Origin of the sequence: Amphritea sp. 1_MG-2023, assembly GCF_030547545.1 — a bacterium.
In the GTDB taxonomy this organism is placed as follows: domain Bacteria; phylum Pseudomonadota; class Gammaproteobacteria; order Pseudomonadales; family Balneatricaceae; genus Amphritea.
Genome location: NZ_JAUOQE010000027.1, coordinates 23,379 through 36,859, shown reverse-complemented (window position 1 = coordinate 36,859; position 13,481 = coordinate 23,379). Strand labels below are relative to the sequence as shown.

The 13,481-nt window shown below is 48.9% G+C and carries 16 protein-coding genes; 1 reads left to right on the top strand and 15 read right to left on the bottom strand.

All coding sequences use genetic code 11. From position 1 onward, the window contains the following. The gene (locus tag Q4488_RS13975; RefSeq protein ID WP_303581097.1) at positions 1 to 885 is read left to right on the top strand and encodes a DMT family transporter; all 885 of its coding nucleotides are present in this window, start codon (positions 1 to 3) and stop codon (positions 883 to 885) included. Here the strand turns inward: Q4488_RS13975 and Q4488_RS13970 are convergent. From Q4488_RS13970 to Q4488_RS13900, 15 genes are all read right to left on the bottom strand, one after another. Then, positions 874 to 3,036: a hypothetical protein gene (locus tag Q4488_RS13970; protein WP_303581096.1), complete on the bottom strand. Its 2,163-nt coding sequence runs from the start codon at positions 3,034 to 3,036 to the stop codon at positions 874 to 876. The genes Q4488_RS13975 and Q4488_RS13970 overlap by 12 nt on opposite strands. Positions 3,037 to 3,128: 92 nt before the next feature. Beyond that, positions 3,129 to 3,473: a hypothetical protein gene (locus tag Q4488_RS13965; protein ID WP_303581095.1), complete on the bottom strand. Its 345-nt coding sequence runs from the start codon at positions 3,471 to 3,473 to the stop codon at positions 3,129 to 3,131. Between the two features lie 18 nt (positions 3,474 to 3,491). Further along, entirely contained in the window at positions 3,492 to 4,067 is a 576-nt protein-coding gene (locus Q4488_RS13960; protein ID WP_303581094.1) for a PASTA domain-containing protein, read from the bottom strand. A 17-nt stretch (positions 4,068 to 4,084) separates the two neighbouring features. Then, complete coding sequence (locus Q4488_RS13955) at positions 4,085 to 5,365, bottom strand: PASTA domain-containing protein (protein ID WP_303581093.1); 1,281 nt, start codon at positions 5,363 to 5,365, stop codon at positions 4,085 to 4,087. Between the two features lie 6 nt (positions 5,366 to 5,371). Then, the gene (locus Q4488_RS13950; RefSeq protein WP_303581092.1) at positions 5,372 to 6,034 is read right to left on the bottom strand and encodes a hypothetical protein; all 663 of its coding nucleotides are present in this window, start codon (positions 6,032 to 6,034) and stop codon (positions 5,372 to 5,374) included. A gap of 21 nt (positions 6,035 to 6,055) precedes the next feature. Beyond that, on the bottom strand, positions 6,056 to 6,973 hold the full coding sequence (locus Q4488_RS13945; RefSeq protein WP_303581091.1) for a hypothetical protein: 918 nt from the start codon (positions 6,971 to 6,973) through the stop codon (positions 6,056 to 6,058). 37 nt (positions 6,974 to 7,010) lie between these two features. Continuing rightward, complete coding sequence (locus Q4488_RS13940; RefSeq protein ID WP_303581090.1) at positions 7,011 to 7,568, bottom strand: hypothetical protein; 558 nt, start codon at positions 7,566 to 7,568, stop codon at positions 7,011 to 7,013. Positions 7,569 to 7,593: 25 nt separating this feature from the next. Next, on the bottom strand, positions 7,594 to 8,154 hold the full coding sequence (locus Q4488_RS13935) for a hypothetical protein (protein ID WP_303581089.1): 561 nt from the start codon (positions 8,152 to 8,154) through the stop codon (positions 7,594 to 7,596). Positions 8,155 to 8,196: 42 nt separating this feature from the next. Next, positions 8,197 to 8,685, bottom strand: coding sequence for a hypothetical protein (locus Q4488_RS13930; RefSeq protein WP_303581088.1), 489 nt, complete (start codon positions 8,683 to 8,685; stop codon positions 8,197 to 8,199). 14 nt (positions 8,686 to 8,699) lie between these two features. Continuing rightward, complete coding sequence (locus Q4488_RS13925) at positions 8,700 to 9,317, bottom strand: hypothetical protein (protein WP_303581087.1); 618 nt, start codon at positions 9,315 to 9,317, stop codon at positions 8,700 to 8,702. Between the two features lie 18 nt (positions 9,318 to 9,335). Then, positions 9,336 to 9,866 carry a hypothetical protein gene (locus tag Q4488_RS13920; RefSeq protein ID WP_303581086.1) on the bottom strand — a complete coding sequence of 177 codons (531 nt, stop codon included), beginning with the start codon at positions 9,864 to 9,866 and terminating at the stop codon, positions 9,336 to 9,338. After that, complete coding sequence (locus Q4488_RS13915; RefSeq protein ID WP_303581085.1) at positions 9,859 to 10,986, bottom strand: hypothetical protein; 1,128 nt, start codon at positions 10,984 to 10,986, stop codon at positions 9,859 to 9,861. Before Q4488_RS13915 ends, Q4488_RS13920 begins: the two co-directional genes overlap by 8 nt. Positions 10,987 to 11,319: 333 nt before the next feature. After that, entirely contained in the window at positions 11,320 to 11,556 is a 237-nt protein-coding gene (locus tag Q4488_RS13910; RefSeq protein WP_303581084.1) for a hypothetical protein, read from the bottom strand. A gap of 106 nt (positions 11,557 to 11,662) precedes the next feature. Further along, the gene (locus Q4488_RS13905) at positions 11,663 to 12,124 is read right to left on the bottom strand and encodes a flavodoxin family protein (protein ID WP_303581083.1); all 462 of its coding nucleotides are present in this window, start codon (positions 12,122 to 12,124) and stop codon (positions 11,663 to 11,665) included. Positions 12,125 to 12,220: 96 nt separating this feature from the next. Continuing rightward, positions 12,221 to 13,462 carry an FAD-binding oxidoreductase gene (locus Q4488_RS13900; protein WP_303581082.1) on the bottom strand — a complete coding sequence of 414 codons (1,242 nt, stop codon included), beginning with the start codon at positions 13,460 to 13,462 and terminating at the stop codon, positions 12,221 to 12,223. Between the last annotated feature and the right edge of the window lie 19 nt (positions 13,463 to 13,481).

Genomic DNA, 13,481 nt, shown 5'->3' with positions numbered 1-13,481 from the left:
TTGAATAAAGCCTCTCTCATTTTAGCGTTATCCGTTGTGCTCATGTGGTCAACCGTGGCGACAGCCTTTAAGCTAACATTGGCTCTTATTAGCCCGTTACAAATGCTGTGGATTGCCGTCGCCACCTCCTTCGTTATCCTGCTGTGCGCAACAATCTGGCAACAAAAACTAGCATTAGCCGGCCAATACCTGCGGCAATCTGCCGGTTACTTCTTGCTATTGTCACTGCTTAACCCAACGCTCTACTACCTCATTCTGTTTGCCGCCTATGATCTACTCCCCGCACAACAGGCACAGGCTCTCAACTACACCTGGGCCGTGGTGCTGAGTATTATGGCCGTGCCCTTTTTAGGACAATCCTTCACTTTTAAGAAATTCATCAGCATTTTATTGGCTTACAGCGGCGTAATCGTTATCGCCACGCAAGGTAATCTGCTATCACTGGATTTCAAAAACCCTCTCGGCGTGATGCTCGGAGTCGGCAGCTCGCTATTCTTTGCCAGCTATTGGATTCTCAATACCCGCGCGCCTCGAGATGCGGTGGTATCACTGCTACTGTGTTTTGGCCTCAGTTTACCGGTACTCAGTATCTTAATGATTATACAGGGGCAAGTGACCACCCTACCTTGGCAAGCCCTTGCAGGAGGGATCTATATCGGCACCTTTGAAATGGGCTTTGCTTTCCTGCTGTGGATGCAGGCCATGAGAATGACCGATAACACCGCTCAATTAAGCAACCTCGTCTATCTGTCGCCGCCTTTGTCATTAATATTGCTATCAACCCTCGCCGATGAGCCGATCATGATCTCAACCGTGGTCGGACTCGTGCTGATTATTAGCGGCGTGTTGTTTCAACAACTCAAGCGCAAACACCTAAGCGATTAATGCGTCTATCAACTCTTCGGTTTGTTCACGTTTGGCCGCATCCGTTAATTGATCAAGACCGAAGAGATAGTTTAAAGCGGTACGTGCACTACTGCGCAAGTCTTTAATCGTGACCGTATGATGATAGCGTCTCACATCCTCAAAATAGGTATTTAAACGACCATCACTGCCTAGCCGATGAGAAAACAGTGCTGCGCCGCCAAGATGCTCAACCAACCCTTCGACTAAAGCCTCGCTATTGCTATCCGAAGTAAAGAAGCCAATAATCGCGCCCACCAGACCTGCAATGAGAGCAGCCACAAACAACACCGCAGCCAACGGTGGAACTTCAATAGTGCCTGCTGACATCCATAACATAAACCCAGCCAGGCTCAGAATACCGCTCGCTAAGCCAAAGCCTGCTACCGTCATGCCTGCATAATCTCGAGTTCTATGTTCCTCTGCCATCATCGCACTACTGGAGGCAATGGCGGCCAATGAGCCGATAACACCTAAAACACGTGCCGTGGCGGCGGCACCCGCAGAACCACTGCCGATGACACTCTGTTGAACATATTTAAAACGCTGCAGCGCCTGAATTAGGGAGTTAGCAAAACCAGAAAACTGAGCAATCGTATCTCCCCATAAGCGGATTCGGGTAATCATACTATCAGTCGTCGTGGTAACCGCGCTAACGAAGGCGTTAAGAAATAGTATGCCGGTGATCATCGACATAAATATGCCCCAGCCAGGGCTGCTCATCACTTCAGAGTTGACGACACCTCTGCTCCACGCTTTCACCTGCAAAAGTTCTTCAGGATCAGATGAGCTGAGACGTCGAATCAATTCACCTTTATTCGATCCCACCATGCCAATTAACTCAGCGGTCACCTCAACCACAAGATCACGTAAAATACGGCCGGCACTGGGCGCTAACGAAGCCATCTGAATCATCTTTGGCATCGATGCTTCCATGACCACCATCAATAGCGAAGGAGGCCCGGGCAGATTACCTGCAATGGTAGGTACAACACTAATCTTAGCGGCCACCGTTGCTAGACATGAAGGGTTAGCAAAGCTACGCCATTCACCGCTAACAATCATCTCCAGAGCGGGTTGTAAGCGATCAGTAATCATCGTTTCTGCATGATTACTGGTAGCAATAACACGATAACAGGCACCCAATTTACGGTAGATATCATGCATGAAACGGCTGCTAATCATAGTGTCGCTATGACATGCCTGAGCCAGTAAATCATTGAGACGACTGCTCTCCTCTAACATCGCATATAAACTGTCGGTATCTCTGCGGATAGCCTGTTGCAGTAAACGGGCTCTCTGAGTCGGTTCTCTGCCTAGCGTGCCTTCTGCGTATGTTTTAAGCGTCGTGAGTTTAGTTTGTAAGGTATCTATTTTGCCCTGTTCGGACGCAGAATAGGCCGACTCAGGATTAACCTCGGCTAGATTAATAAACTCCATGAGTAGCTCCAGTCCACCCAACTCCTGCTTATAGGGCTGAAGAATACGTCCAAGCGCCTGCTGATTTGTCGCTACCCGTTCAGCTTTTGCCATAGCATTGTCCATTTCAGCCGACAATAACGAACTGAGTTGCTGAATGTCTGCCGACACCAGTGCCGTGCGATTCAGCGCCACTTCCTGTTCTAGCGCTTCAGTGCGTGGCATAATCAAACGATAATTGCCTCCCACGGGTAATGGCCAACGGTGGTAACGGGGCGTCCCTGCACTAGCATCACCATTCATCACCGCTCTTAATGCCGCCACTTGATCCTCGACCTCAGTTGCATCTCCGCCGATATAGCGCCGATAAAGATACGCGCGGACAAAACCATTAGGCCCGTTATGCCAATTCAATAGATGATCAAATAAAGAACGACGACTCAGTTTGAGTGTCTCCGCCAAGGCGCCAATAGTCGGTCGACCATGCGCCTCACTGTAGGTACTCAGTTCAATGCGAACCAATGGGTAATTAAAGTTAGCGATCCGATAGAGAAATACACCGGCTATCCGAGTGCGTTCATTTCTGTCAGCATTACGCACATCCTCTATCTGCTGATTATAAATCTCAGAATAATTAACCGCATCACTGACACAGGCAAACTCCTGACTGATATCGGTTCCAGGGCTGTTCACTTCACAGACATCGTTGCACATAAGGTTGCTCCTCAGCCGCGCACAAACGTCATCAACGGCTACTCTTTAAAGCGAAAAAATGCCACACGCTGAATACCGGCTGTCACTAGCTGTTAATCCGGTTCATCATCAACGGGGTCGGGCTGACTATTGAAACGCTCATCAATGGGCGGCATTGGCACCGTATCAGGATCGGGCCAAGCACTCTGTTGTTGCAGGTTCTGTTGTAGCTGCTCTGCATTAAGTCCCGGTATATCGCGCAACATTCTCAAGCTTGCAATCAAGCTGCTAAAGCCCTGTTGATTCTGTCGACTATTATTACTCAAGCTGACAGAGCCCACTCGCCCTAGCCCTCCGGCAATAGGGTTTTGCAGATCGAATGATTCGCCTGCCGGGGCATTCTGCTGCTGCGACATCCGTCTGAGCAATGCTTCAATTTGTTGTCCACCATGACTCATATCAGACTCCTAGGACGTTTATACGCCGACTGTGATCACGCTGCCCGCATCAATAAAGGCACCCGCCACCGGTTGTGTTGATGATACAATCGCTGAATCTTTGGCCTGCGCCGGCGACACTTGAAAGTCGATGCCTATCTTCTCAAGCAGCGCTTTTGCCTCTCCTAAGGGAATACCGGAGAGTAACGGCACTACCTGCATATTATCGATCTCAAGTGGCGCGGGTACGGGTCTGAATGTCAGCTTTAACTTGCTAGCGCCCTCAATCTTAAAATCATACTGATTCTGATACGCCGCATCGACAGTGGTCGCTTTCAGTTCCGTTGTCACCTTGCGATCGCTACCGATAGATTGCTGCACCGTCAACGCCATACTGATTTCGGCTTCCGCTTCAGGAATGACATACCAAGTGGGTCGATAACCTATGCGTCGCATCTCTTTAAGCAAGTCATCATCAAGGCTATAGATCTGCTTTAAGTTTTCGATCGTTTTTGCATCGATGGCATACTGAGCCTGTGCTACTCCGATACCCATCTCAGCAATCATATCGCCCAGTGGCGTTGCCAATATTTTTGTAAACGGATTTTCTGCCATAACCGTCTCCTTAAGACTCAAATACCGACAATCAGAATGATCTGAGTATCAGCTTGTAATGAGGTATTTGCTTTAGGGTGCTGATGCATGATTTGTCCTGCGGAGAACGGATCTTTTTCAGTCAACTGTTGCTCATACCAGAACAACTGATCCTGCAAACCCGCTAGTTTTCGCTCGGCTAGCTGACGGGTATAGCCACTCACATTCGGCATTTTCACATCCCTGTCCGTTGTCTCTGCCGACGCTTCAGCCTCGGTTAAATCAATATCGAAGCGAACATTACCAAAACAGTTTGCGGGTATGCGGGCTAAGTCATCTGCTGTTTCAAATAACATCAAATCAGTATGTTTCCCAGCAGCAACCACTTTCAAATCAACGCTTGCTTTACTAATGCGATAGCCATCTTGCTTAGCCAACTTACTGCTCGCACGGGAGATCGCTTCAGATGCTGAAAAAATCAGATCTTCGCTCTTTACCGTTGTTGCTTTAATGGGTACCGATTGACCGTCATCACGGGCTAACCTTTCGAGTTCCGCAATACGCGTATCTTTGAGTTTCAATTGATTCTGTAGCTCGCTAACACGGCGTTTCTCAAGATCAAAAACCTCGATAGTCGGTCTGCGATTTAACTCGACTTCGAGCTGCTGCCGTTGCCGCTCTTTTAGATCCAACTGTTGTTGAATCTCCGTTAACTGCCCGCTCCCTCGTTTTAATAGCTTGATTTGCTCATCACGCTGCTGCAGTGTTGCTTGTAAGCGAGTCACTTGAGCCTTTTCGGTGTTCAGCATCTGAAGTGTTGGCCGTTGCTGCAACTCAGTTTCTAATGTTTTGCGCGTTTTTTCTTGGCTTTTTAATCGACTGTTCAGCGCCTGCGTTTCTTGACTCAATTTGTCATTTTGACTTTCTAATAACTTGAGCTTTTTAGTATTCGCGGCTGTCAGCGTCGCGGCCTTGCTCGTCAATGAGGGAATACTATAGAGCGTGGTGGAGGCTAGCGTAATAACAGGCTCATGGCTCAGTTTGATGATGCCAAAATCAATCACCCGTTGAGTATAGGATTTAGGTGTATTACTGGCATTTACCCATTGATCATTCAATTTAACTTTGAGTAACAGCCGCGGTAAGAAACTGCTAAATCGGGTATTACAGACGAGCTTTAATAAGCCCGTCGTCGAACTGCTGCCAGAGGCAACCATGGTCTCATCACCATTAACCGTATAGAAAAGCAACTGTACGGCTTTATTGGCCAACGGTTTATTATTACTATCACGTAACGTCGCTTTAATACTGGTAGCCATCACTTATCATCCTTGTTCGAAGCGGTACAATAACGTCTGCGACTGACCCAATAGATCCGCCGTCAATGCAATAACCTGCCCTTCGGACTCCTGATTTGAGATCGTCAAACCCGCCACGGCGCTACCATTTTCAGCTAAAACAAGCGTCGCTTGGTTCAGCCGAGTGGCCGGTTTTAAGGCGGCTTTACTCATTTTCTCGGATAGTTCGCGGTCAATATTTAACTCAACGAGCGCACCTTTTATGGAGGCTTCGGTCGTCAATGCCGATACCGTCACTTCGGCTTTACGCGCACCTATTTTGGTCACACTGAGACTCAACTGAACCGGCGTCACAACTGAATCAATAGGCGCGGCGACCATAACCCCCTTAATAATACTGGTGGCCGAACTACTATTATTCTGTTGCGTCGTTTTAACCGGCAGAAACTGTAATTTAGCTTTTTTCTGAATCGATGTGCCCCGCCCTGAACTCGCGGGAACACTGCTCTCAGCGGCCGTCATCTGTAACTTCAACTCAAATTCCATGCGTGGAATGTGATAAACCATACTCTGCTGACCCATCGCATTGACCACCGGATACTGATTTAACCGACTTTGAGCTTTACTGAGCCCCTCCGCCAGATTAATCAGGAAATCATCTAGGTTCTGCCCTTTAGCAACGTCATCCATTCAACTATCTCCTGATGCTGATCAACTGAAAAATTGCTGTCGTTCCTGCTTCGCCTCCTGCCGGCGCATAGCAGACCTCATCATTTGCCGTTCCCGTGCCCGATCAGCTAAACGTTGCTCACGCTTAAGCGCTTGTTTGAGGGTACGCTCAAGCATCAAATCATCTTGACGTTTTAACGCGGCCTGCGCATCCGCAAGCACTTGCTGCTGTCGATCCCGCTGCGATTGCCAAGACTGTTGCTCTTGTCGCTGAGCCATTGCTAGTGCTTCCAAACGCTGACGCTTTTTCTTTTCAAGCTCATCGGCTTGTCTCAATGCCTGCCGACGCTTTAACGCAGCCGCCATAATAAGCCGTTGACGTTGCTCGGTTTGATCTAACACTCGCTGCTGCTCCTTTAATCGAACTTGAGCATTGAGCAACTGTACTCTGCGCTTATCCTGTTCAAGTTGATTAAGACGTTTTTGCAACTGCAACGCCTGACACTTTTTCTGCTTTAACTTTTCTTGCCTCGCTAAGGCCGCTTGTTTCAACCCGCGATCAAGCTGCAATCGCGATAACGCACTGCGGTTAAGTTGTTGCCGCTCACGCTGACGAAAGGCTTCCTGCTGCTGTGCTTTATGTTTATCTGCCAAGCGCGACGCCGCCGTGTGCTGCGGTAGTGCAAATCGTTGTTCATTCCAATCCGCTGCCTTCGTATGACCCGTCAGTTCATCTAACTGCTGCGCCAATGCGGTCTGACGGTTGACCAACTGCTTCAACTCATCGGGAATATCATCCCTCTCCAATAGCTCGGTTAAAGCTCGAGCGTCACTATCCGCCGTACATGAGTGAGCCTCATCGTTAGGATTAAAAATCGATGCCCGCGCAACGGCTTCGGGCTCAGCATCCGGCACCGTTGTCGATTCCAGCGCCGTCCAGTCAAGATATTCACTTGCCATCTGTCACCCTCGCTTCATGCGCCGCCACATTGCCTCATTAACTATCAGCAGGCTTATTTCTTTCAACGATCGCACGGATGCGCTCTTCCAGTACAGCAGGCGCCGGCGTCGGTAAAATCTTCGTGCGCATCAAGCTTGAGCCCTCAGCACTGTAGTTAAATTTATTCGCATAACGCGCACTCACAGAGGTGGTTCTTGCCCGTGCCATGCCCATCCCCAAAAATCCACCCGCCATCGCACTAATGGTTTTTGTCGATGACTTACGTTCAAATTCAGAGCTTTGAGTGAAGCTAATCGACACTTTTATCTCGATGAGTGATTCCGTAAATTGATAAAAGGTGGGCGTAAAACCCAACTCGATGAGTGACATCTCTTCGCCATCAAATTTAACCAGAGATGTTTTGGTGACCGTGGTCACCTCTCCGGTTATCGGATCGACTTCGGGCACCTCATATTCGCCGCCCATCATTTGCGCGAGTCTTAGGCTGGTTTCATCCATCGCATATTGAGCTTCTGCAATCGCAAGCCCCATACTGGTAATCATCTCCCCAAAGGGGACATCACTCAGTTCACGTCCAATACTTGGTCTGGCCATCGTTATTCTCCTTCAGGTAGCCCACTTACTCTTCTGTATAATCCTCAGTATCAAATAGATCTCTGACACGCTCTTCAAAAATAGCGGGCGGCGGAATAGGCACGAGATTACAGCGCAACAGACTCGCACCCTCTGCGCTATAGCTGTATTTGCTGGAGTACGTCGCATCAACCGTCGTGGTGCGAAGTTTTGAGCTGCCGCCAAAGAAACCGCCAAAAGCGGGTTTACTACGTTTGGTGCCGGTCGTTTTAGTATTTCGCGTATACGATCTTTCGCGGGTTATTTTGATCGCAATTTTGACTTCGATAATATTATTAGTGAACTGATAGAACGTCGGTGAGAAACCCAGTTCTAACATACTCACTTTTTGCGCTTTACCATCATCGTCGGTGCCAAAATAGACCCGAGAATCTTCCGTGCCCGTCACCGTTCCGGCCTCATCGAGGATAGGCACACGTCCCCCCATCATCTGCGCCACACGAATACTGGCTTCATCTAACTCATACTGAGCATCGGCAATGGCAAATGCCATCTCCCTAATCATCTCCCCCATGGGGACATTCAATAGTTCCTGACCAATCGACATCGTTAACTCCTTGCTAATCTTGTAGCTATGGTTAAATAAGCGTTATTCCGTATCGGTAGGCAGACTCGCCTGTTGCCTGCTAGCAATCCAGTTTTGAAATGCGTTAGGCGGTGGAATGGATGAGATCCGCGCCGTAATGGAACTGCTGGCCTCGGATGAAAAACTATACTTATTACTAAACTCGGCACTCACCGTGGCGGCAAACATCACGAAGTAAACCGCACCACCGACCGTTGCTGAAGTACCAAACTTCGTTTCCGTGGTGGTTGATGTCGATAAGGATACGCGTATATCAATCGTCGCTTCATTGAAGTGATAAAACACCGGAGCAAACCCCAGCGAGATAAGCGAGACCTTTTCACCATCACCGACATCGACACCGTGTTCTTCGGCATCGCCCAATTGCATCGCCATTTGAATCGAGTTGTCATCAAGGGCTCGTTGAGCCGAGGCGATCGCGGTACCTAATTGCGTTAATAGCCCCGGCAGAGGTGATTTCTCTAATGAAGCCATCACTTTGCTATGCGACATCGCACTATCCTCTTTTAATCTGGATCGACAGGGTCGACGGGATCGTTAGGATCGGGGTCTACCGGTGCAGGATCAACGGGATCAACTGGGTCCGGGGTCGGCGCAGGACCATCCGCGGCGGCAATAGTACCGCCACCGGAGGCGGCATGATTGCGTATAGCATCCAAAAATGCCTGAGGTGGCGGTACCGATTTCATCGTGGTTTTAATCCTCGAGACGGCCTCCATATCAAACTCATATTTATGGTGCAGATCAAACGAAATCGTGCCAGCAAAAGCCACCGGCAGACCCGCACTCTCAGTACTACCGAGCCCCGCTTCAACCCCAAAATCGATACCCGATTCCACGCGTACCGAGATGGTTACCTTAAATTCCATCTCGGTTTCTTTGAAGTGATAGAACTGCGGAATAAAACCAAGCTCAAGTAAACTACGCTCTCGAGAGGTGCCATCAACATCGTTGAAGCTGACCCGTGTTTCACTCAACATGGTGGCGGCGCGAACCGACGTGGAATCGAGTTCATATTGCGCTGCCGCTATCGCCTTGGCGGTATTTTCAATCAACTTAGGGATCGGTACATCCATCAACGCCTGTCCCGGCGTCATCCCGGCTACCTGATTATCAAAATTCATCTCCCTGACCTCTCTGAGTTAACCTGACACAATAAGCTGTTGTGATAACTGAAACGAACCCATCCGTTTCTGCTCTTTCAACAACTGATTTTTGGTTGCTTTGGAATACTTCAGAATGCGTGTAAATGCTTTGTTATAACGAATTTTATCTTGTAAGGCGCTGCGTTGTTGATACTCGATCACTGCGTCCCTTGCCTGCTGATGCTGATCCAATTTGACTAATAAACAGATTCGACGAAACCTTAATACCGCCAAATCATTTTCCACCGCCTCAGAAACCTGTGCGGTATCGGTTCGGGCTTCATATTCGCCGATCGCACGTTCGCAGTAGTCCAGTGCGGCTTCCTCTTCTCCGGCTTGCTCCAAACACTCGAATACCAGCTCTGATATGTATCGCTGCAACACCAACGGAAACTGTTGCGCCATCGCGGCTTGTAATAGTTTTTGCAGGGTCAGTAACGCGATGTCATATCGCTGCTGACGTAAGTGTGTGCCAACATCTTGCAGCACGACTTCCAACTTTATTTTTGGCATCGATGGCTTACTCATGATCACGTCTCATCAAGCGACAGTTAATACCCAGTTGACCGGCTTCATACTGAATCCATAGCCCCTGATGCAGGTTAGCATCCGCTTTCACAGACCAGCCGTCGGCGGTCTCCGTAAACTGAAGAGCACGCCCCATGATGGCCGTACACAGTTTTTCGAGCCGAGCCCGTAACGCTGTTAGATCCGTCACCGCATCAAAAATAAGGTTAAAGCGAATTCCCCCCGTCCACTCAGCCGTGATAGCGCATCCCTGCGCCACCAGCGCATGCATCACCGATTCTGCCTCCGCTAATGGGATAGAACGCTTTAAGATGATCGGTAGACTCGTTAATAGGCGAGGATGCAGATGAAGAGGAATATTTAATTGTGACGCTAATATATCCGAGACGGCCTGTTGTTGCTCAGTATCAGCGGGCGCCGAACGTAGCAATAGATCGAATCGATAATAATCTTGATTCTGAATCACTAACGGCAGGTGAAGTTCACTGGCCTGTTGCCATAAAGTCTGAGCTTTTTGCAGCGTCAGATCCGTCAGTTGCCAACACTGCCCTTGTGCCGATGGGCCACCGGTTTGCTGCAAACCCAAACTTCGATAATAGCTCATTAAACGCTGTTCACCACCCGGAGCATAAGCCACCACAGTATACTTAGCCTTGTGACTACAGGACTTGATCAGCTCAATACCTGGCCGACTAAACCGAGTGATTAATTCACCCGCCACCGCTTCAGATACGTTGCCTAAAATAATCGCGGGGGTTTTGCTCAAACACGCGAGTAACGCCTCGCTACTCTGACCGGTAAATAAAGCGAGATCGGTAATAAAGGCGGTGATATGCGTAAAATCAGAGAAGTAGACGGCTAACTCGAATCGCTCTGATGGCGATAAACAGCGTTCACTTTGAGGTAGCAGATCACAAGGAAGCTGAGCATCCTGAAGCACGCTGACAATCTCGGTAGCGCTCTGAATATCTAATTCAGATTGCAAGATAGACGGCGCCGTGAGTATACGACGAATACAATCCTGACGACTCAATCCGAAACGCTGATGAAAACGACCAATCGATAACACATCCGCATTACCGACCCCCAACACCCTTACCTGATAACTCTCCCGCTGCATGATATAGCCACTCGTAACAAAGTGATATTTCAGCCATGTTGGACATATTCATAAGGAATACTGCGTAAATTCTTATGCTCCAGAACGACCCTTGCTAACGCGCTTTGCCTGCAATCCTTGTCAGTAATTCTTAGCAACAACTCTTAATTAATGATTTTTAAACGCTCGATTTTAAACGCTCGTTTCGAAACCGGTAGAAAAAGCTTAGGACAAAAATCTTAGGAGTCAAACATAAGTTTGAAAATAAAATAGTCAGCGCAGTGACGGGATACGCAAAAACAAAAAACCGCTCAACAGAGCGGTTTTCAGTTTGCAAATAGAGCTGGGTGCCTATTACAGGTTAACTTTTGCTTCCATATAGCGGGCATAATCGGCCCCCACGCGACAACCATAAACACCGACTTCGCCTTTCCAGCGCATCCAGGTAATAAAGCCACTCACCGCGGTCAATAAAGTGCTCATCAGTGAGCTTTTTTCGCTACCATATTCATCGTAATAACCCATCGCCTGTAATTCATTGGCAATACGTCGATCATCACACGCGACGCCGGTAAACACCGATTGTTTCATAGCTAGGCCTCTTAACAGAAAAATATTCAGACCTAAGTATAATGCATACATTGTGCGATGCACAATAAAAGCGACTATTTATTAACCAGCCAAAACCCTATCCAGATCAATAAATACCCACATCAAGCCCTGCGGCCATTGTCATGCCTAGCGTCTCACACTGCTGTAAAAAAACATGATCCCAATCACCTCGACACACCAGAGGTGGCTGAATCCAGCGCCAACGTAAGCCCGTACAAATGGTTTCAACTGCACGACAGGTGCCGGTTCCATCGTGGCCTGCTCGCACATATAAAGCACAAGGTAATGCCTCTGTTTGTGCTAAGCAGGGATAATAACAACGATCAAAAAAATCTTTCAGGGCTCCGCTCATGTAACCCAGATTTTCAGTTGTGCCCAGAATGATCGCGTCACATCCCAGAAGATCTTCTGGCGTGGCATTCAAGGGGGTTAACCAGCGACATTGCACTGCTTCAATATCAGCATGATTGGCGCCACGCAAGACAGCCTCAGCCATCAGTCGAGTATTCTCCGATGGCGCGTGCGCCACCAACAATAACTGCTTCATTGATATCCCCTTGAAGGTAACCCTTTTCGCTATAGATTAGCCTCTGTCAGCATCGAGTGCTAATGAGTCGAGCCGCATCATCTGCGTTAACGCCATTCAGAAACGTGTCACGCTAAAGGCGCTCATATCCAGCGTTGTCTGTCGCTGTTGCATTAACTGTATCATGAGTTCTGCGGTGATCGCCGCTTGAGTGACACCGAGATGTTGATGACCAAAGGCAAAACATAACCGAGGATAGTCTGGATGCTGATCAATCACGGGCAGAGAATCGGGCAATGTTGGGCGGTATCCCATCCATTCACTCTGCGCTAAGGTTTCCTGATTCAATGTCGGTAACAACTGCCGACTATGATGACGCAATAGCTCAAAGCGGCGCTTAATCGGTGGTAACGTCAGCCCTCCCAACTCACTCATACCGACGATACGCAAACCACAATCGAGAGGCCCCATAACAAACTGACGCTCAGCAGAGCCGACATGATGACGCAACAATGAACCCGCCCTCGGCAGCGTCAAGTGATAACCTCGCTCCGCTTCTAACGGTACATCAATACCCACCTGATTGAGCAGTGCTCGACTCCAAGCACCACTACAAATCAGCGTATGATCATAACAATAAGCATCATCTGCGGTCGTCACGCTGATGTCATTGACGCTCGGTGTTAGCTGCGTCACTCGCTGCTGAATAAACTGCCCACCGCGCTCAATAAAGGCCGTAAATAAGTGCTGACATAATGTCTGTGGATCTCGTACTCGATAAGCCTCGGGGAAAAACAAGGCATGCTGTACCTGCCCCGCCAACGCCGGTTCAAGTTCAAGTAAACGTGCGCCCTGCACCAGCTCGGTGTCAATGCCATGCTGACGCAACCAGGCTTGATGCTGCAGCGCGGCATCGATACCTCGAACAGACTCCCACACCAGCAGATAGCCGGACTTAACCATCTGCTCGCGCGCACCAATATCCTCAAGACTCCGTTGCCACGCCTCAATAGATGCGCGGTTCAAGTGCAATAATGCCCGGCGACTACGCTGTAACGGTTGCGGCATAGCCGCCAGCATAAATTTTATCAACCAAGGTGCTATACGATGAAGATAACGCACAGGTAGTGCTAACGGACTCTTCGGATTGAGCCATAAAGATAGCGCCGCACGAAGGGTTCTCGGGTTAGACAGCGGCTCAATTAACTCGACGGCTAAATAACCGGCATTACCAAATGAAGCCCCTAAACCCGGCGCATCACGATCAAACAGTGTCACCTGTAAACCCTGCCGCTGCGCCTCAAGGGCACAACTTAAACCGACAACGCCAGCGCCGATTATCGCCACAGACTCTGACATATCCTTCCCCCTCGAAACC

Coding starts and splice junctions, on each gene's coding strand:
- Q4488_RS13970 (WP_303581096.1), bottom strand. CDS start 3,036: ATGTGCAACGATGTCTGTGAAGTGAACAGCCCTGGAACCGATATCAGT.
- Q4488_RS13965 (WP_303581095.1), bottom strand. CDS start 3,473: ATGAGTCATGGTGGACAACAAATTGAAGCATTGCTCAGACGGATGTCG.
- Q4488_RS13960 (WP_303581094.1), bottom strand. CDS start 4,067: ATGGCAGAAAATCCGTTTACAAAAATATTGGCAACGCCACTGGGCGAT.
- Q4488_RS13955 (WP_303581093.1), bottom strand. CDS start 5,365: ATGGCTACCAGTATTAAAGCGACGTTACGTGATAGTAATAATAAACCG.
- Q4488_RS13950 (WP_303581092.1), bottom strand. CDS start 6,034: ATGGATGACGTTGCTAAAGGGCAGAACCTAGATGATTTCCTGATTAAT.
- Q4488_RS13945 (WP_303581091.1), bottom strand. CDS start 6,973: ATGGCAAGTGAATATCTTGACTGGACGGCGCTGGAATCGACAACGGTG.
- Q4488_RS13940 (WP_303581090.1), bottom strand. CDS start 7,568: ATGGCCAGACCAAGTATTGGACGTGAACTGAGTGATGTCCCCTTTGGG.
- Q4488_RS13935 (WP_303581089.1), bottom strand. CDS start 8,154: ATGTCGATTGGTCAGGAACTATTGAATGTCCCCATGGGGGAGATGATT.
- Q4488_RS13930 (WP_303581088.1), bottom strand. CDS start 8,685: ATGTCGCATAGCAAAGTGATGGCTTCATTAGAGAAATCACCTCTGCCG.
- Q4488_RS13925 (WP_303581087.1), bottom strand. CDS start 9,317: ATGAATTTTGATAATCAGGTAGCCGGGATGACGCCGGGACAGGCGTTG.
- Q4488_RS13920 (WP_303581086.1), bottom strand. CDS start 9,866: ATGAGTAAGCCATCGATGCCAAAAATAAAGTTGGAAGTCGTGCTGCAA.
- Q4488_RS13915 (WP_303581085.1), bottom strand. CDS start 10,986: ATGCAGCGGGAGAGTTATCAGGTAAGGGTGTTGGGGGTCGGTAATGCG.
- Q4488_RS13910 (WP_303581084.1), bottom strand. CDS start 11,556: ATGAAACAATCGGTGTTTACCGGCGTCGCGTGTGATGATCGACGTATT.
- Q4488_RS13905 (WP_303581083.1), bottom strand. CDS start 12,124: ATGAAGCAGTTATTGTTGGTGGCGCACGCGCCATCGGAGAATACTCGA.
- Q4488_RS13900 (WP_303581082.1), bottom strand. CDS start 13,462: ATGTCAGAGTCTGTGGCGATAATCGGCGCTGGCGTTGTCGGTTTAAGT.